Annotated in this window: 10 protein-coding genes; 5 read left to right on the top strand and 5 right to left on the bottom strand. The window is 71.2% G+C overall.

Annotation, left to right across the window (positions count from 1 at the left end; all coding sequences use genetic code 11):
• The first annotated feature begins 63 nt into the window (after positions 1-63).
• Together H504_RS0110015 and H504_RS34260 are read left to right on the top strand one after the other, a co-directional pair.
• A complete protein-coding gene (locus H504_RS0110015) occupies positions 64-4,074 on the top strand; it encodes an nSTAND1 domain-containing NTPase (RefSeq protein ID WP_026422668.1) in 4,011 nt (1,336 codons plus the stop codon).
• Between the two features lie 119 nt (positions 4,075-4,193).
• Positions 4,194-4,742, top strand: coding sequence for a hypothetical protein (locus H504_RS34260; RefSeq protein ID WP_157440323.1), 549 nt, complete (start codon positions 4,194-4,196; stop codon positions 4,740-4,742).
• On the opposite strand, the gene H504_RS34255 is transcribed toward H504_RS34260, so the two are convergent.
• From H504_RS34255 to H504_RS34250, 4 genes are all read right to left on the bottom strand, one after another.
• On the bottom strand, positions 4,739-8,503 hold the full coding sequence (locus H504_RS34255; RefSeq protein WP_051385690.1) for a non-ribosomal peptide synthetase family protein: 3,765 nt from the start codon (positions 8,501-8,503) through the stop codon (positions 4,739-4,741). The genes H504_RS34260 and H504_RS34255 overlap by 4 nt on opposite strands.
• Positions 8,504-8,846: 343 nt before the next feature.
• The gene (locus H504_RS0110000) at positions 8,847-12,992 is read right to left on the bottom strand and encodes a DUF7507 domain-containing protein (RefSeq protein ID WP_026422667.1); all 4,146 of its coding nucleotides are present in this window, start codon (positions 12,990-12,992) and stop codon (positions 8,847-8,849) included.
• A 250-nt stretch (positions 12,993-13,242) separates the two neighbouring features.
• Positions 13,243-13,677 (bottom strand): ATP-binding protein, encoded by a 435-nt coding sequence (locus H504_RS0109995; protein ID WP_157440322.1) that lies wholly within the window; start codon positions 13,675-13,677, stop codon positions 13,243-13,245.
• A gap of 65 nt (positions 13,678-13,742) precedes the next feature.
• Positions 13,743-14,771: a M4 family metallopeptidase gene (locus tag H504_RS34250; protein ID WP_051385689.1), complete on the bottom strand. Its 1,029-nt coding sequence runs from the start codon at positions 14,769-14,771 to the stop codon at positions 13,743-13,745.
• A gap of 176 nt (positions 14,772-14,947) precedes the next feature.
• Between H504_RS34250 and H504_RS0109985 the strand changes: the two genes are divergently transcribed.
• The 3 genes from H504_RS0109985 (at position 14,948) to H504_RS0109975 (ending at position 18,763) form a co-directional block, all read left to right on the top strand.
• Entirely contained in the window at positions 14,948-15,592 is a 645-nt protein-coding gene (locus tag H504_RS0109985; RefSeq protein ID WP_026422665.1) for a lytic polysaccharide monooxygenase auxiliary activity family 9 protein, read from the top strand.
• A 269-nt stretch (positions 15,593-15,861) separates the two neighbouring features.
• On the top strand, positions 15,862-16,212 hold the full coding sequence (locus H504_RS0109980; protein WP_026422664.1) for a VOC family protein: 351 nt from the start codon (positions 15,862-15,864) through the stop codon (positions 16,210-16,212).
• A 145-nt stretch (positions 16,213-16,357) separates the two neighbouring features.
• A complete protein-coding gene (locus H504_RS0109975; RefSeq protein WP_026422663.1) occupies positions 16,358-18,763 on the top strand; it encodes an ATP-binding cassette domain-containing protein in 2,406 nt (801 codons plus the stop codon).
• A gap of 851 nt (positions 18,764-19,614) precedes the next feature.
• Here H504_RS0109975 and H504_RS34245 read toward each other — a convergent pair.
• Positions 19,615-19,904, bottom strand: a 290-nt coding sequence (locus tag H504_RS34245; protein ID WP_035303880.1) for a transposase, incomplete at its 5' end; no start/stop codon positions are given.

The following is a 19,904-nucleotide window of genomic DNA, read 5'->3' as shown; positions in this document are numbered from 1 at the left end:
GCGGTTTTGTCCTTCCCGGTCCGGGACCGGACCGGGATCTCCAGTGGCGAGGGGGCCGATCAGATGAACGGGCCGCTGAACAGATCCGGGCCGAGGGCGGCGTTCGCCGAACGGTTCGCCCGGCTCTACGTCGCGGCGGGCGACCCACCGATCACCCGGGTCGCCAACGCGGTCGCCAGGGCGCGCAGGCCGGACGAGCGCGGCGGCGTGGTGCGGGTGTCCAACCAGCGGGTCAGCGACTGGCGGCGCGGGCGCAACGTGCCCGCCCGGTTCTCCTCGCTGGCCGCGGTACTGGAGGTGCTGGTGCACCTGGCCCGCGCCAGGGTGCCCGAGCCGCCGGTCACCGGGCTCTACGAGATCGAGTCGTGGCGGGTGTGGTGGAAGGCAGCGCAGTCCAGCCCCGCGGTCCCCGAGGTCGACCCCGGCGACGAGTCCGCCAACGAGGAGGGGAGTGAGCAGGACCAGGCCACCCCGGTGATGGCCGACGTCTGCCCGTACCGCGGTCTGGCGGTGTTCGAGCAGGATGACGAGCCCTGGTACTTCGGTCGGGAGCGCAGCACGGCGGCGCTGTTGGCCCGGCTGGGCGAGGCCGCGGTGACCGGCGAGATCGTGATGCTGACCGGGGCGTCCGGGTCGGGCAAGTCGTCGCTCATCCGGGCGGGACTGCTCCCCGCGATCGCCCGCGGCGAGCAACCGGGCCCGGGACAGGCGTGGTCGGTGGTCGAGTTGACCCCGGGCGCCGACCCGGTCGCCGCCATCGTCGCCCGGCTCCCCGAACTGCCCGACCTGGACCTGCCCGGCCCCGGGACGACCGGCGCGGGCGACCTCGGCGACGCGGTGCGCGCTGCCGTCGAGACCAGGTTGGCGGCGACCGCCGCGTCCCGGCTGGTGATCGTGGTCGACCAGTTCGAGGAGGTGTTCACCCAGGGCGCGGACGAGGCGCGGCGGCGGCTGTTCATCGACGTCCTCGCCGCCGCCTGCTCGCCCCGGTCCGATGAGCGGGAGCCCAGGGCCGTGGTGCTGCTCGGGGTGCGCACCGACTACTACGGCCGGTGCCTGGACTACCCGGCGCTGGCGGAGTCGCTGGACCGGCCGGTGGCGCTCGCCCCGATGACCGCCGAGGAACTGCGCGAGGCGGTCACCCGACCGGCCGAGGCCGCCGGGCTGCGGTTGGAGGGTGGGCTGGTGGACCTGCTGCTGCACGACGTCGGCGTGCTCTGGCAGGACCTGCCCGGCCGGGTGCGCGAGACCGGCGCGTTGCCGCTGCTGTCGCACACCCTGCTGGCCGTCTGGCAGGACCGGACCGGTGACCTGCTCACCGTCGCCGCCTACCGCCAGGCGGGTGGGGTGCGCGGCGCGGTCGCGGTGACCGCCGAGCAGGTCTACGCCCGGCTGGCCGCGGCCGCGCAGGCAGCCGCCCGGTCGGTGTTGCTGCGGCTGGTGCGGGTGAACCCGGAGGCCAGGGACACCCGTCGGGACGCCACCCGGGGCGAGTTGGTGGACCTGGCCGCCGACCCGGAGGCGGCGGCGACGGCGCTGGAGGCGCTCGTGGCGGCCCGGCTGGTCACCCTGGACGCCACCTCGGTCGGTCTCGCGCACGAGGCGGTGCTCAACGCCTGGCCGCGGTTGCGCGGCTGGGTCGCGGAGAACCGGGCGGGCATCCTGGCCGGGCAGCGGCTGGAGGACGACGCCGCGGCCTGGGCGGACACCGGCGGCCACCGGTCGATGCTCTACTCGCGCGGCCGGTTGGAGATCGCGCAGACCGCCGCGCGGCCACCCGCGGCGGTCACCGACACGGCTCGGCGGTTCCTGCGGGCCTCGGTGCGGCACCGGCAGCGCACGGCGTGGCTGCGGCGGGCCGCGGTGGCGCTGCTGGCGGTGCTGACAGTCGTGTCCGCGGTCACCGCGTCCATGGCGATCCGGCAGCGCGACGAGGCCGCCTACCGCCAACTGCTCGTCGAGGCGGACCGGGTGCAGCAGGTCGACTCGTCGCTCTCGGCTCAACTCGACCTGGCCGCCTACCGGCTGCAGCCCGACGACGAGACGGCGCGGACCCGGCTGCTGTCCACCCAGAACACGCCGCTGGCCACCAGCCTGACCGGGCACACCGGCGCCGTCTACCTGGCCTCGTTCAGCCCGGACGGCCACCTGCTCGCCAGCGCGGGCCAGGACGGCACGGTGCGGCTGTGGGACGTGCGCGACCCGCGCCACCCGCGGCAGTTGGGTCAGCCGCTGACCGGACACCGCGGCTGGGTGAGCGTCGCCGCGTTCACCCGGGACGGCAAGACCCTGGTCACCGCGGGCGAGGACCACACCATCCGGCTGTGGGACGTGACCGACCCCCAGCGGGCCTGGCCGCTGGGTCCACCGGTCGACAGCGGCGCGCCGGTCTACGTCGCCGTGTTCAGCCCGGACGGCGCCCTGCTGGCCACCGCCAACGACGCGCGGGGGGTGCGGGTGTGGCGGGTACGCCCGCGCGACCGGGTCGAGCCGGTCACCGCGGTGGGCGCGGACCCTGGTCGCCGGGTGCGGTCGGTGGCGTTCAGCCCGGACGGCGCCACGATCGTCGCGGGCACCACCGACGGGGCCGTCCAACTGTGGGGAATCGCGGACCTCGGGCACCCGGTCGCGGAGGGCAGCCCCACCGGGCACACCGACAGCGTGCAAAGCATGCTGTACAGCCCGGACGGGCAGGTGCTGGCGTCCAGCAGCGCCGACAAGACGATCCGGCTGTGGGACGTGCGTGACCCGCACCACCCCGTCGCGCTCGGCCAACCCCTGGCGAGCCACGCCCGCGGTGTCTGGGCGCTGTCGTTCAGCCCGGACGGCGAGGTACTGGCCAGTGGCAGCAGCGACAGCACGGCGCGGTTGTGGAACGTCACCGACCCGACCCACGTCACGCCGATCGGGCAGCCGCTGACCGGCGGCGGGGGCAGCGTGTTCACCGTCCGGTTCAGCCCCGACGGCCGGACCCTGGCGACCGGCGACGCCGACAACACGCTGCGGCTGTGGTCGCTGCCGACCACCCCGATCGGCCGCGGGGGTGCTGTGCTCAGCCCGGTGTTCAACCGGACCAGGCAGATCCTGGCGACCGCCGGGGTCGACCGCACCGCGCAACTGTGGGACTACTCCGACCCGCCGCACCCCCGCCCGTTCGGCCCGTCATTCGCCATCGGCACCGGCTCTCCCGGTGGCAACGGAACCGACAGCACAGTCGCCCTCAACGCCGCGGGCACCATGCTCGCCACCAGTGCCAGCCCGACGGTCCAGCTGTGGGACATCCGCGATCCGGCCAACCCCGTCCCGGTCGGCCCGCCGGTGGACACCCACGCCCGCCGCACCCACGTCCTGGCGTTCAGCCCCGACGGCGGATACCTCGTCACCGGCGGCGACAACAGCTCCGCGCGGTTGTGGGACATCCGCGACCCGAAGGACCCGCGGCCGCGCGGGCAGCCGATGGCGCGGCCCACCAACGCCGCGGTCAACGCCGCCGCCTTCCGCTCCGACGGGCGCACGCTCGCCCTGGTCTCCTCGGACCGGGCCGTGCAGCTTTGGGACGTCAGCGTCCCGGACCGGCCTGCGCCGCTCGGACCGGCGTTCACCGAGCACGCCGCGTCGGTCAGCGCCGCCGCGTTCAGCCCGGACGGCCGCACCCTGGCCACCGCCGCGGACGACAAAACGGTGCGGCTGTGGGACACCAGCGACCCGGCGCACACCCGGCCGGTCGGGCCGCCGTTGAGCGGCCCCACCGACACGCTCAACACGGTCGCCTTCAGCCCAGACGGCCAGACCATCGCGGCGGCGGGCGCGGAGGACACCGTGCACCTGTGGACCGTCGGGTCCCGCTCGGCGGACCGCCCGATCACCACGCACAGCAACGGCGCCAACTCGGTCACCTTCGGCCCCGGCGACAACACCCTGATCACCGGCAGCGGCGACGACGTCATCCGCCGGTGGGACCTCGACCCGGCCCGGGTCGCCCAGCAGGTGTGCGCCTCGACCGACGGCAGGCTGACCGTCGACCAGTGGCGCGCCCACGTCCCGCAACTGCCCTACGAACCACCGTGCGGCTGAGCCGTCCCACACCGAGCCGTCTCACACCCAGCCATCCCCCTCTGCGCCGTCCCCCTCTGCGCCGGGCCGTAGCGCGTATGGTCGAACTGGGTCGTGGCTCGGTGTGGGGGTGGCACGTGGTGTTCTGGGTCGAGCGGGCGAAGGCGGCGGAGTACGGCGGCCGGGTCGAGTCGCATGTGGGGGAGTTCGACGGGGTGTTCGGGGACATCTCGCCGGTTGGTTTTGCCTGTGTCGCTTGGCGGCTGGCGGTGCCGCCGGTGTCGATCCCCGGTTATGTGCGGTGGCACCGCCGGATTCTGGACGTGACGTGCGCGCGCAGCGAGTGGGATGGCACGCTGACCACGCGGGTGTCGATGGTGTCGCCGTGGCCTGCGGCGCTGGACTGGCCACGGGACTGGACGCGGGATCGGAACTGGCGGGGCTGGCCCAGCGTGCTGGGCCAGTTCGTGCACCCGACCGCGCGCGATCTGACGACGACACCGCGGCTGCGGGCGTCGCTGTTGGTCGAGGCGCCGTTGCCGTTCGAGGGGCTGCCGCCCACGCCCGAGAGCCCGGCGGACGCCGTTGCGGAGACGGCGCGGCGGGCGGTGGCGGTGTTGGTGCGGGAACTGGACAGCCTGCTGGGCCCCATCGTCGCGAAGTTGGACGAGGCGCCTGCCCGCCGCTAGGGGCTCGGTCTCAGGTGCGCGGCGACCGTGTCGACACCGGGGTGGGTGAGCAGGGCGTAGTGGTCGATCGGGAGGGTGATGACCTGGGGCGGCTGGGTGGCGTAGTCGGTGGTTGCCTCCAGGGACGAGTAGTCGTCGCCGTTGGCTTTGAGGATGGTGATGGGGGTGGTGAGCCTGCGGCAGGCGAGTTCGGGGATCTGGTAACCGGCGGTGAAGGTGCGGTGCACGACGGTGGCGATGCGGCGAACGGTGTCGGGGGTGAGGTCGAAGCGGTGGGCGACGAACTGGGCGAAGGTGTCGTCGTTGTGGACAGTGCGGACGCATTCGGCTAGATCGGGGCCGTGTAGCCGACCGGCGAAGACGGAGTACAGCAGGGCGATGTAGGCGCGGTCGGTGTAGGCGGCGGTGCGGGCGGTGACGGGGTGACCGTCGATCGTGACGGTCGGCGCGCCCGGGGCGATGAGGACGAGTTCACTGACCCGCTCCCCCGCCCCCGCGAGCTGGTGAGCAGCCTCAACCGCGACGCGAGCGCCGAACGAGTACCCCCATAGCGCGTACGGGCCGTGCGGGTGGTCGCGGCGGATCTCGGCGATGTCCTCGGCCGCCGCAGCGGCGATGGTGGCGTGCGCGGTCTCGCCGCTGTTGATGCCGCGGGCCTGTACGCCGTGGAACGGGCGGCCGACCGCGGCGGCGAGCAGGCGCAGGTTCATCGGGTAGCCGCCGAGACCGGGCCAGCAGAACACCCGCGGACCGCCACCATCTGTCCACAGTGGAATCAACCGGGACGTGGACTCGGCCGCGGTGGCGATGCGCTTGGCCAACTGCGCCACGGTCGGCGCCTCGAACAGGGCCTGCACCGGCAGGGCGCTGTCGAACTCGGCGTTCAGCCGGTTGATCAACGCGACCGCGACCAGCGAATTGCCGCCCACCGTGAAGAAATCGTCGGACACCGAGACCGCCTCGCGGCGCAGGGCGGCGGCCCAGACGGCGGCGACCCGGCGCTCGGTGTCGGTGCGCGGCGGGATGAGCGGGCGCGCGGCGGCGATGTCGGTGCGGTCGGAGGCGAGCAGGGCGAACTGGTCGACCTTGCCGTTGGCGGTGACCGGGAGCGCGTCGAACACGACCACCTTGTTCGGGATCATGTAGTCGGGCAACTGCTCGGCCAGGTCGTCGCGGATCAGCTCGGCCGGGCCCTTCATGTGGACGGCGTCCTCGCGCATGCCCTCGCCCGCCCGCTGGTCGGCGCTGACCTTGCCGCCGACGGCGAAGTACGACGGCCCGGTCGGCAGCCCGCACGCGGCGAGCACGGCGTCGATCCTGGTGGCGGACGGCAGGTCGTGCCCCGAACGGGAGCTGTACCCGGCGGACATGAACCCGATCCCGGTGTCGTTGGCCGACAACCGGTGCAGCGTCCGACCCAGGTCGACGAACCGCAGCCACGGCTCGGGGTTGCGCGCCACCACCGTCACGCCGACGCTCGCGCGCTGGTAGACGCGTTGGTTGATGGCGATGACGTGGTTGCGCCGCACCAGTTCACCGCTCACCCACTCCAGGCCGTGACCGGTGTACCGGTACTGCCCGGTGGGGAGGTCGGACACGTGGCCAGGATGGGTTTGCAGGTAGAGGTCGATGTGGTCGCCCGGTCGAGGCAGCCAGGGCCCGATCTCGAAGGTGCCGATGTGGTGGTCGCCGGGCTCGGCGGCGAGCGCGGGCGTGCGCGGACCGACGGGCCGGATGTCCAGGCCGTACCGGGGCAAGACCTCCTCGAACAGGCCGACCATGTGCCCGACCTCGATCTCCAGGACCTCCTCGATGTTGTCCTGGTAGACCGGTTCGATCGCCCGCCGCCTGCCCACGAAGTGCACCCGCGCCGCGGGTTCTACGCCGGGTAGCGCTGTCAGCAACACGAGCCGGTGATCAGCGGGGTGGTAGTAGTACGTTCCGGCTCGCATTCCCGGCACACCTACCAGCGTCAGGTAGAGCTGGGTGGCGTAAAGCGATCCGGGCGACGCGTACCCGTACTTCGGCAACAACCGCTCCCCACTGCGGAACTGGCCGAAATACCGCAGCACCGCACCCAGAACCGGGACATCAACCACTCCGGACTCCGACGGCTGTTCGGCGCGACGACCGAGCACCGCGAGCAGTTCGGCCGAGGTGACCGCGCCGCCCTCGTAGAACCGGTAGGTCTTGCGGGCGAACACCTCCCGCCGCTGCCGCTCGCTGGGTTCGCGGCCGGGCAGCACGACGGTGGGCCGGTCACCGAGATCGGTGCGCACGCCGGGATCGGACAACTGGGCCCGCACCTGCACCCTGCTCTGCTTGGACTGGTGGTGCGCGGAATGCCGCCCCTGGTCCATCAGCGCGGCCTCCCGCGGGTCCAACTCCACGCAGGCGACCAGGTTCTGGAAACCGGTGCGCTCGTCGTCCTTGACCACCACGGCCGCGGCCCGAACCCAGGCGTGTGCCTCGATGGCCAACCGGATCTCGTCCAGCTCGACTCGGAAACCGCGCAGTTTCACCTGGTTGTCCACCCGGCCGACGAACTGGGCCGTGCCGTCCGCGTTCCACCGGGCCAGGTCGCCGGTGCGGAACACCCGGCCGTACAGGGGATCGGCGGCGAACCGCCGCGCGGTCAGCTCTGGCCGGTCCAGGTAGCCCCGGGCGACCTGGACGCCGCCGATGTGCAGTTCACCGGTCTCCCCCGGGCCGACCGGATCGCCGTTGTGGTCGAGGATGCGGTAGTGCGTGCCCGCCACCGGTTTCCCGATCGGGACCGATTCCCGGCCGGGCACCAGGGTCGCGGCGTCCACGGTGAACGCGGAGGAGTTGATGGTGCACTCGGTCGGCCCGTACAGGTTCACCAGCCTGCACCACGGCACCGCGTCCAGGCACCGCCGGGCCAGCGACTGGGAGAGGACCTCGCCACCGCTGAACACCTGCCGCAGCGACGTGCACTCGGCCATCCGCTCGGTGTCCAACAGCGCCCGCAGCAACGTGGGCACGCACTGCACCGCGGTGGCACCGGCGGATCGGACTGTCGCGATGAGACGGTCCGGATCGCGGTGCAGACCCGGTGATCCGGCGACCACCGTCGCGCCGACGGCCAGCGACAGCACTTCCCACTGCGCGGCGTCGAAACTCAACGGCGTCTTCTGCAACACCACCGCGCCCGGCCCGATGTCGTGCGCGTCGCGCAGCCACCGCAACTGGCTGACCACCCCACGCTGCTCGACCAGCACCCCCTTGGGCCGCCCGGTGCTCCCGGACGTGTAGATGACATAAGCGAGGTTGTCCGGCCCGACCTCGACACCCGTTGACACGGAACCGGTCGCGTCGTCCAGGCACACGACCCTGGTTCCACCGGGGACGAACCGGGACAACCTGGACAGCAGCGCCCGATCGGTCACCACGAGCGGCAGCCGCGCGTCGGCGACCATGAACCGCAGCCGTTCCTCCGGGTAATCCGGTGACAACGGGACATACGCGGCACCCGCGAGCAACACACCCCACACCGCCACCACGGAATCCACCGACGGTTCGACGAACAGGCCGACCGGCTGGTCCGGACCGACCCCGGCGGCGGCGACCAACCCGGCCACCCGATCGGCCCGGCTGGCGAAATCCGCATAGCTGACAACGGTTTCGCCGTCGCGGACCGCCACCGCGCCCGGTCTCGCGCGCACCTGTTCGCGCAGCAGGTCCGGCAGGCAGACCGCGTCCGTCCCGCGTCGCCCGTGGTTCGACCCCGTGCAGACCACAACAACTCCCCCGACTCGACCCGACCGCACCTGCCGGGGAAACGTCCACACCGGTCGCGGTGGAACGTCTACGCGCGTAGCGCATTCCCGTGGGCACATGAAAGCACAGCGGTCCGACGGTCGGGTAGCACCCGATCGCACGTTCGACCCATCGGCGCAAATGCCGGCGACACCCAAGGCGACGCTGGTAGTCTGCCCGCTTTTCGTTGCGCCACCGGGTAGTTCCGGCGGCAACGCTGGGAAAAACACGGTGGCCGCGGGAATTAACCGCGGCCACCGTGTTTGTCGATCAGCTACCGGAATGGACCGCCGGGATCAACCGGCCGACCCGCCCCGCGGACGATCAGGCGCGCTTCCTCCTGCCCCGACCGCCCAGCAGGAGCAGGGCACCGCCGACCAGGGACACGATCGCCCAGCCGAATAGGGTCACCAGACCGGGCACACCGGTCTCGGCCAGGGCCGGGGTGACCCCACCCTGCGGGGTGGCGGCCGCGACGACCTTGTTGTCGACCGGCACGTCCGCGGTGGCGGGCAGCGAGGTGACGCTGTCGCCGCCGGTGACGTCACCGGTCGCGGTGGCCACGTTGTGCACCGTGCCCGCGTCGATGTCGGCCTGGGTGACCACGTACCCGGCGTGGGTGCAGGTGACCGACGCCCCCACCGCCAGGGCGGTGCTCGGGCAGGTGACATCGGTCAGCTTCGGGTCGTTGACCAGGATGTTGGTCAGCGCCACGTCGCCGGTGTTGGTCACCACGAAGCTGTAGTCGATCAGCTCGCCCACGTCGGCGAGGTTGTCGCCGTCGGTGTCGTGCAGAGCGGCCTTCTTCTCCAGACCGATCGCGGGCGACGACGGGCTGCCCGCCTGGTTGGCGTCATCCCCGTTGATCTGCCCCGAGGTGGTGGGCACGTCGCGGCTGGCGGGCGGCGCGATGATCCGGCCACCGGTGCCCGGCGGCTGTCCGGACGCCACGGCCACGTTGTGCACGACCCCCGCGGCGACGTCGTCCTCGGTGACCTCGTACGGCTCCGCGGTGCACGTGGTGCTCGCCGCCGGTGCGAGCGTGGTCACCGGGCAGGTCACCACCCCGGCCTTGGGGTCGTCGACGCTGATGTCGGTCAGCGGGACGTTGCCGGTGTTGGTGAGCACGAAGGTGTAGGTGATCGTCTCACCGATACTGGCCAGGTTGTCGTCGTCGGTGTCGTTGAGCACGGCGTTCTTCACCAGCTCCAGCGCCGGGTTGGCGATGGGCACCTCGGCCGTCGCGGGCGGGGTCTGCACCGGCGGGCCGGTCGGCGGGGTGCCGTAGCCGACCGCGACGTTGCGGACGATGCCCGCGGCGATGTCGTCGCCGGTCACGATGTACGGCGCGGCCGTGCAGGTGACCGTGGCGCCCGGCGCCAGGGTGGTGCTCGGGCAGGTCACCGGACCGGCCTTGGGGTCGTCGACCCGGAGGTTGGTCAGGGTCACGTTGCCGGTGTTGGTCAGCACGAACGAGTAGTTGATGGTCTCGCCCTTGTCGGCCAACTCGTTGTTGTTGGTGTCGACCAGGTCGGCACGCTTGGCCAGGGTCAGCACCGGGTTCGGGCCCGCGGTCGGGGTGATCGTCGAGTCCGGCGGCGAGACGACCTCGGTGTTGGCGGCGTCGCCCAGGCTCGCGATGGCGATGGCCGTGTTGGCGACCTTGCCGAGCAGGATGTCCGCCTCGGTCACGTTGTGCGGCGCGTCGGCGACGCAGGTGGTGGCGGCCAGCACGGCCAGGTCGGTGGCCGGGCAGGTGACCGCGCCCGCGACCGGGTCGGCGATGTGCAGCCCGTGCAGCGGCAGGGTGCCGTTGTTCACCACGAGGAACGACCACTGGATGCGCTCGCCGAGATCGGCGAGGCCGTTGTTGTTGGTGTCGCCGAGCACGGCCCGCTTGTCCAGCGCCAGCGCCGGGTTGGCCACGAACGTCGGGGTGTTCGTCCGCGACTGCGGCGACACGACCGTCGAGCCGTCCGGCGCGGTGCCGCGCGCGGTGGCCACGTTGATGACCTCGGCGGCGTCGATGTCGTCGACCGTGGTCACGTGCGGCGCGTTGGAGGTGCAGGTGGTGCTCTGCTGCGGCGCCAGGGTCGTGGTCGGGCAGGTGGTGCCGGACAGGGTGGCGTCCTGGATGTTGAGCCCGGTCACGGTGACGTTGCCGACGTTGGTGACCGCGAAGGTGTAGTCGATCGGCTCGTCCAGGTCGGCGAGGCCGTTGCCGTTGCCGTCACGCAGGTGGTCGTTCTTGACCAGCGCCAGCACCGGGTCCGGGTCGAACACCGGGATGTTGGCCGCGATCGGCGTCGACCGGATCCGCGCGCCGTCCGGCGCCGTGCCCACCGCGGTGCCGATGCCGAGCACCGCGCCGACGTCGACGTCGTGCTGGCTGATCGTGTACAGCGGGCGGACGCAGGTGGCGCTCTGCTCGGGGATCATCACCGCCTGCGGGCAGATGGTCTCGGCGTTGCCGCTGAGCTGGCCCTCGACGATCACGTTGGTGAGCGGCACGTTGCCGGTGTTGCTGACGGTCACGCTGAACCGGACCTGCTCACCCAGGTCGCCGATGCCGTTCCCGTTGCCGTCGACCAGGTCTTCGTGCAGGGTCAACCCGATCGATGGCCGCGGCACGAAGACCGGGATGGACGAGGTGACATCGGTCGACTGCACGATCGTGCCACCGGGAGCGGTGCCGTGCGCGCGCACGGTGCGGGTGACCGCGCCCGCCGCCGCGTCCTGCGGTGTGACCACATACGGCAGGGATTGGTTGCACACCACGGTTTCCCCGGGTTGTGCGGTCAAACCGCCAACACAACCCGCGGAACTCGGCGCGCCATCGATGACGGTGACATCGAGGTCGGTCAGCTTCACGTTGCCGTTGTTGGTGATCGTGGACTTGAACCGGACGGTCTCACCGGCCTCGACCAGGCCGTCGTTGTTCTCGTCACCCGGGGTGAACGTCTGCGCGATGGTCACCGCGGGGGCGGGCACGAACGTGGGTGTCGTAGTGGTGGACGTATCGGAGGTCACCGACGTGCCGCCCGGGGCGACACCGGTCGCGATGGCGTTGTGCACCACGGTGCCGTTGACCGCGTCTTGCGCGGTGATGACGTAGACCGGCTGGCGGACGCACTCGACGGTCTGGTTGGGCTGCACCGTCGTGACCGCCGCGCACGGGTTGGTGGTCAGGTCGTCGCCGGTGACCACGATGTTGGTCAGCGGCACGTTCCCGGAGTTGCTCACCAGGAACCGGTAGTCGATCTGCTCGCCCTGCTCGCCGAGGTTGTCCCCGTTGGTGTCGCCGAGGACGGCGGTGCGGACCAGCTTGATCGCGGGCGCCGCGGCGAAGGTCGGGATGTTGGTCACCGACTGCCCGGAGGACACCGCGGCGCCGTCCGGGGCGGTCGCGGTGGCGGTACTGGTGGTGACGACCTGGCCCGCGGTCACGTCGGCCGCGGTGATCACGTGCGTCCCCACTGAGCAGGTGGTGCTCTCGTTGAGCGAGAGCGTGGTGTCGGCGCAGGTCGTGGTGCCGCCGCCGTTGAACTGCAGCGCGAGGTTGAACAGCGTCACGTTGCCCGAGTTGTGCACGGTGAACGAGTAGCCGATCGACTCGCCCGCGTCACCGACGCCGTTTCCGTTGGTGTCGTTGAGGTGCGCGGTGGCGAGCAGGCCCAGTTGCGGGGCGGGGGCGGCGGTCGTGGTGACCGTCGTCGCCTCGTTGTTGGCGGTGTCGGCGTCGCTGTCGGTCGGCGCGGTGGCCACCGAGGCCGAGTTCACCAAGGGGAAGGTGAACGGGGTCGGCGTGCTGCCGTTGACGGTCAGCGTGGTGGAAGCGCCCGCGGCGAGCGCGGCACCCGCGCACGTCACCACGTTGCCCGCGACCGAACAACCGGGGCTGCTGATCCCGGTCACCTCGATGGGCAGGGTGTCGGTGACGGTGAAAGCCGACGCGGCGCCGGGGCCGTTGTTCGTGACCGTCAACGTCCAGGTGATGGTGGAACCGGCGTTCGCGGCCTCGGGAGCGTAGACGCTCAACGCGAGGTCGACCGGGGCGCGCGGGTCGATGGCCGCGGGCGCCGGGGCCTCAGCGGGTGGCCCGCTCGACGGCGCTTGGTCCGGAGACGGGGAGTCGGCGGGTGATTGGTCCGACGGGGAGGGCGCTTGCCCGGACGGGTCGGCCGTCGGGGAGTCCGACGGGGTCGGGGTGTCCGCGGTGGTGGAGTCCGTCGCGGTGCCTGCGGTGCCGGTGGCGTTGGCGGCGGCGCCGGGTGGTGTGTCCGACGTGGACGGCGCGGGTTGGGACGTCGAGGCGCCACCCGGGTCGGGGTCGGCGAAGACCGGACCCCCGGTGCCGACCATGGCGGCCAACACCAGCGCGAGCACGGCGACCCGACCGCCGGGTCTGCGCGCCAGGGGCGGCAGGAACACCCTGCCGGTCTCGCCTGGGGACGACTTGCTCTTACCCATCCCGCACCTCACCACATGGTCGGACCAGCCCGGATGTTCCCTGGGTGGAATCAAAGACTAGGGCCGTCCTGGCCTGCGACAACGGTGCTGCGGAGTGTCCACCCGGAAGAGTGGCCACAGAGGATTAAAGTCGGCGAATTCGTCACCGAACCGCCGGAATTCCTGGTCGAACCAATAACCCGATCACGCACTCTTGCAGCCGATCGAGCTAGATCACCGCTGTAACGCTTCCATGATCAGCGCGATTGGATCACGGTCGGCCCGGCACCTGGAAGTACGCCGTCAACGTGCCCCGGTCGGCGTCCACGTCCAGGTCCACCCGCGCCGCGACCCGGGTGATCACCCGCAACCGCCGCTCCCCGGGGCCATCCACCGCCGCCGCCCGCGCCGTCCAGGTGAAATGGTCGATCGCGGTCAGCACGACGACCTCTTCGTCCCAGTGCAACGTCACCGTAGTGGGGTCCCCCGAGCGTGGTTGGTCGATCGCGTCGCTGACCGCCTCGTGCGCGGCCAACACGACATCGCCACGGACAGCGGCGGGCACCCGACACCGGGTCAACCACCGGCGAATCCGGTGCCGGAGCGGGGCCAACTGCTCGGCGCGGGTGGGCACGGTCGCGGTGAACACGGCCAGGTCGCGGTCGGTGTCGGCGGTCATGTCGCAGAACTGCCCAACCGCACCCACGGTCACACCAAATGGTTCAACCAATCACATCGGGGCGTGCCGATCGGGTGAGCGGTCCGGCGGCGTCAGCACCCGGGCTCCCCCGGCTGGGCGGGCACGCCCACCGACGTCCAGGCCGCCCGCACCGCCGAGTACTCGACACAGCCGCCGGGGTACAGGGACCGCGCGGCGCGCAGGGTCTGGACGCGGTACTTGGGGTAGCTGCTCCCGGAGGTCTTCAACTGCAGCGCGGCATAAAGGATCTTGATGGCCCGTTGGACGCCGATCCCGGTCGCCGACAACCCGTCACACGTCGGGCTGTTCGCCGAACCCGCTGCCAGCAACACGAACCAGTGGTCACCGACCCCCGCCGCCGCGACCGGGTCGATCCGCGGGATGTCGGCGGCGTAGCAGTTGCGCCCGCCGGTCGCGGCCGGGTTGGCCATGTCCCGCAACGGCCCCTGACCCAGCACGTTCACCCGCTCGCCGATCAGGAAGTCCGGCACGTCACCGGCGGGCTGCGCGGCGTACCACTCGTTGGCGGTGCCGAAAGCGTCCGCGATGAACTCCGCGGTGCCGTTGGCCGACGGCCCGGTCGGCGTGTACTGGTCGATGACCCTGCCGTACTCGCGGCCGATCAGGTCGAGCGAGCCGACCCACTGGCCGGAAGTGTTGTGCCCCACCGAGATCACCGAACCGCTGGTGCCGAGACCGAGCTGCGCGACACCGACCCGGATGCTCAGGCTCGCCCGGCCGTTGCCATCGGCTCCGTTGCGGCCCAACCAGTTCACCGCCATCCGCTGGAAGTTCTGCGCCGCGTACAAGGCGTCCACACAGCCGGTCTCGCGATCGATCGGGTCACCGTTGCCCCAGACGTCGTCCGGACCACTGAACACGGTGTTGGTCACGGCGTCCTGACAGGCGAGTCCGGGCCACCGGGGGTCGCGCATGCTGTAGGTGGAGCCGGAGTGGGTGGTGTCCAGCGGAACCGGGTTCATGTTCCAGGCACCCGTCCCGGCGCCGGTGGCATACGCCGGGGCAGTCGAACCCGACCACAAAGTCAACACCGCGGACAGCAGCAACGCGCCGCGGACGGTCATCCGGGAACCGGTCATGCGATCAGGATCGGAACGATCCGCCCGCCGGGCAAGAGGGTTGCCCCCTGAACAGATAAACAGTCCAGATCCTCGCCGGTCGCGGTGGTGTTTCGCGAATTCCCCACGGTGGACTTGGCGGTGCCGGAGATCCATAATGGTCTAGACCTTTACTCGACAGCCGAAGGAGATCGCAGATGAGGATCGGCCGCGCCGCCACCGCGTTGGCGGCCATCACGGGGGCGCTGTTGTCCATGACGGCGCTGCTCGCCGGGCCCGCTTCCGCGCACGGCTCGATGAGCAACCCGGCCAGCCGGATCTACCGCTGTTTCACCGAGGGCCCGGAGAGCCCGAAGTCCGCCGCCTGCAAGGCCGCTGTGAAGGCGGGCGAGGCGTGGCCGCTCTACGACTGGGACGAGGTGAACCTCCTCAACGCCAACGGGCGCAGCCGCCAGATCATCCCGGACGGCAAGCTGTGCAGCGCGGGCCGCGACAAGTACAAGGGTCTGGACCTGCCCCGCGCGGACTGGCCCGCCACCACGCTGCCCGCCGGCGGCCCGTACACGTTCCAGTACAAGGAGACCGCCGCGCACCCGGGCACCTTCGAGCTGTACGTGACCAAGCAGGGCTGGGACCCGACCAAACCGCTCAAGTGGTCCGACCTGGAGGACAAGCCGTTCTACAGCCAGCTCAACCCGCCGATCGTCGGCGGCGCCTACCAGCTCAAGGTGACCCTCCCCGCGGGCCACACGGGCCGGAACCTGATCTACGGCATCTGGCAGCGGCACCTGCCCGACAGCGGTGAGGCGTTCTACTCCTGCTCGGACGTCATCTTCAACTGACCACCGCCGTCAACTGGATCACCGCCCCACCCGAACGGCCACCGCGCGTCCCGGCGCGGTGGCCGTTCGGCGTCCAAGGGCCGTCGGGGGCAGTCCGGGGACGGTCTGGGGACAGTCCACGGGCGGTCCACAGTGCGCGGAGACCGGTCAGGATTCGAGAAGCGGCCCGGCCGGACCGGCACATAGTGTGACCGTCGTGGGCACGAACACCTGGTCAGGCGGCCCACGGCCCAGTAGGCACAACACAGCGAACACTTCAGGAGTGACGGATGAGCGAGACACAGGGGATCAAGACCGTGCTGCACCCGGTGACCGACCTGGCGGCGGCCAAGGCCGTGTTCACCGCCCTGCTCGGCGTCGAACCCGCCCACGACGCCGAGTACTACGTCGGCTACGAGACCGCGGGCCAGCACATCGGCCTGGTCCCGGGTGGGGCGCAGCAGGGCATGACCGGTCCGGTGGCGCACTGGCACGTCGCCGACATCGAGGCGAAGCTCGCCGAGGTGACCGCGGCGGGCGGCTCCGTGCAGAACCCGGTGCGCGACGTGGGCGGTGGCCGCCTGGTGGCGACCGTGACCGACCGCGACGGCAACGTCCTGGGGCTGCTGCAGGACCGGTGAGCCCGGCGGCGCGACCCCGACCGCTCACCCGGACGGGCGTCGCGCCACCCCCGGTCGGCCCGCCCGATCGGGTAGACAGTAGGAAGTCATCCCAGATCAGAGCAGCGCAGATCAGCCACAGCACGGTGGAGACACGGAGACACGAATGAGCAGGACCGGTAAGCAGGACGGGGCGCACGTCGCCGACAGCCACGACCTGATCCGGGTGCTTGGCGCGCGGGAGAACAACCTCAGGGACGTCAGCGTCGAGATCCCCAAGCGCAGGCTGACCGTGTTCACCGGGGTGTCCGGGTCGGGCAAGAGCTCGCTGGTGTTCAGCACGATCGCCGCCGAGTCGCAGCGGATGATCAACGAGACCTACAGCGCGTTCGTCCAGGGCTTCATGCCGACGCTGGCCCGACCGGACGTGGACGTGCTGGAGGGGCTGACCACCGCGATCATCGTCGACCAGCAGCGGATGGGCGGCGACACCCGGTCCACCGTGGGCACCGCCACCGACGCCAACGCGCTGCTGCGGATCTTGTTCTCCCGGCTGGGCAAGCCGCACATCGGCCCGCCCAGCGCGTTCTCCTTCAACGTGGCCTCGGTCAAGGCCAGCGGCGCCATCACCGTCGACCGCGGCGCGGGCAGCAAGGCCGTGAAGGCCACCTTCTCCCGCACCGGCGGCATGTGCCCGCGCTGCGAGGGCCGCGGCTCGATCTCCGACATCGACCTGACCCAGCTCTACGACGACGCCAAGTCGCTGTCCGAGGGGGCGCTGACCATCCCCGGTTACACCCCGGGCGGGTGGAACTACCGGCTGTACGCGTCGTCCGGCTTCTTCGACCCGGACAAGCCCATCCGCAAGTTCACCAAGCGCGAGCTGCACGACTTCCTGCACCGCGAGCCGGAGCGGATGAAGATCGAGGGCATCAACATGACCTACGAGGGGTTGGTGCCGCGCATCCAGAAGTCGATGCTGTCCAAGGACAAGGAGGCGATGCAGCCGCACATCCGGGCCTTCGTGGACCGGGCGGTCGCGTTCACCACCTGCCCCGACTGCGGCGGCACCCGGTTGGCCGAGGGCGCCCGCACGTCGAAGGTCAAGGGGATCAACATCGCCGAGGCCTGCGCGATGCAGATCAGCGACCTGGCCGAGTGGGTCGCGGGCATCAAGGACAAGTCGGTGGCGCCGCTGCTGGCGACCCTGGTGCACACCCTGGAGTCGTTCGTCGAGATAGGCCTGGGCTACCTGGCGCTGGACCGGCCGTCGAGCACGCTGTCCGGCGGTGAGGCGCAGCGGGTCAAGATGATCCGGCACCTGGGGTCCGCGCTCACCGACGTCACCTACGTGTTCGACGAGCCCACCACGGGCCTGCACCCGCACGACATCGCGCGGATGAACGACCTGCTGCTGCGGCTGCGCGACAAGGGCAACACGGTGCTGGTGGTCGAGCACAAGCCGGAGACGATCGCGATCGCCGACCACGTCGTCGACCTGGGCCCCGGCGCGGGCACCGGCGGCGGCACCGTCTGCTTCGAGGGCACCGTCGACGGCCTGCGCGCGGGCGACACCATCACCGGCCGCCACTTCGACGACCGGGCGTCGCTGAAGGACACCGTCCGCGCCGCCACCGGCAAGCTGTCGATCCGGGGCGCCTCCGCGCACAACCTGCGCGATGTGGACGTCGACATCCCGCTCGGGGTGCTGTGCGTGGTGACCGGTGTGGCCGGTTCGGGCAAGAGCTCGCTGGTGCACGGGTCGATCCCGGCGAGCGAGGGCGTGGTGTCGGTCGACCAGAGCCCGATCCGCGGGTCTCGGCGCAGCAACCCGGCCACCTACTCCGGCCTGCTCGAACCCATCCGCAAGGCGTTCGCCAAGGCCAACGGGGTCAAACCGGCCCTGTTCAGCGCCAACTCCGAGGGCGCCTGCCCCACCTGCAACGGCGCGGGCGTCATCTTCACCGACCTGGCCATGATGGCGGGCGTCGCGACCACCTGCGAGGACTGCGAAGGCAAGCGCTACCAGGCGGCGGTACTGGAGTACGAGCTCGGCGGCCGCGACATCAGCGAGGTACTGGCCATGCCGGTCACCGAGGCAACCGCCTTCTTCGCCGACGGCCCCGCCGCCACCCCCGCCGCACACGCCATCCTGACCCGACTCGCCGACGTCGGCCTCGGCTACCTCAGCCTCGGCCAGCCCCTCACCACCCTCTCCGGCGGCGAACGCCAACGCCTCAAGCTGGCAACCCACATGGCCGACAAGGGCGGCATCTACGTCCTCGACGAACCCACCGCGGGCCTGCACCTCGCCGACGTGGCCCAGTTGCTCGGCCTACTCGACCGCCTCGTCGACGCGGGCAAGTCGGTCATCGTGGTCGAACACCACCAGGCCGTGATGGCCCACGCCGACTGGATCATCGACCTCGGCCCCGGCGCAGGCCACGACGGCGGCCGGATCGTGTTCGAGGGAACCCCGGCAGACCTGGTAGCCGACCGATCCACGCTGACCGGAGAACACCTGGCAACCTACGTCGGCGCTAGGCCTGCTGCGAGCCGACGACGTCGATAAGGGGTACCCGACCTCGTCACCCACGGAGGCGACGCCGCGAGCTTGGCCCCTAGCCGCACCTGCCACTGGACCGACCGCAATTCAAGCCGCACCTCATACCAGGACTCCCGGCCAGCCCCCACCCAGTCCCGGGGGGCGTCCCTGGTCCAGTCTACCGGCCCGGCAGCTCGGCGGAGAAGCCTCGGACAAGCTGGGGACCGCCGGCGGCAATGTGGACAACTCACCCCGGTCACCTGCGGACCAGGCGATCCCACGAGTCGGGCGCCGGGTCGGACCGGCGACGATTCAAGCCGCACTTCATGCCGGAGTCCCGGCCAGCCCCCACCCGATCCGGCAGAGGTCCGGCAAAGTCGGTGTGGTGGTCAGATGATGGTGTCGAGTAGTCGGAATGGTCGTCGCCAGTGTTGTGCTGGGTGTCGTGGTCCCGCGCCAACACGCGGCGCACCGTGGACTCGGTCGCCGACACCACGATCACGGCGCACACCGCACTCCGCCAAGACCGGTTGAGCCAGGCCCACGACCCACTCCGCGATCACGGTCAACGACCACGCTCCCGCGGCAACCCCCAACACCGGCACGCCGACCAACGAGTGCCGATCCCACACCGTCGACGCGGACCAGGCACCGCGACCCCCGGAAAACGACGCGGATCGACCACGGCGTCACCGGACACCGGGGCCGACGGACTCAGGACAACCACGACCGGGGACGACGCCCCGACGGGCCCGACTTCCTCAACAGATCACGGGCCTTGACAACCACATGATCAACCAGGGATCACGCCCGCCCCACCCGACCCACCGACCCGGCCAGCCCCCACCCTTCCCGGGGGGGGTGTCCCTATGTGGTTGTCAAGCCGCGGTTGGGGTGGGGACGGTCTCGGGGTGTCGGTAGTGGGTGCTGTTGCGGAGCATGGCGTAGAGGGCGTCGCAGCGGCGGCGGGCGAGGTGGATGAGTGCTGCGTTGTGTTTCTTGCCCTCGGTTCTCTTGCGGTCGTAGTAGGCGCTGCTGGTGGGGTTGGACAGGGCGGCGAACGCGGCCAGGAAGAACGCTCGTTTGAGCTTGCGGTTGCCGGTGCGGGCCGGGTGCTCGCCTTTGGTCGAGGTGCCGGAGCCGCGGGTGACGGGGGCGATGCCGGCGT

The organism is Actinokineospora inagensis DSM 44258 (assembly GCF_000482865.1).
Classification (GTDB): domain Bacteria; phylum Actinomycetota; class Actinomycetes; order Mycobacteriales; family Pseudonocardiaceae; genus Actinokineospora; species Actinokineospora inagensis.
The sequence above is the reverse complement of the archived record's forward strand: the minus strand, read 5'-3'. Positions and strand labels throughout refer to the sequence as shown.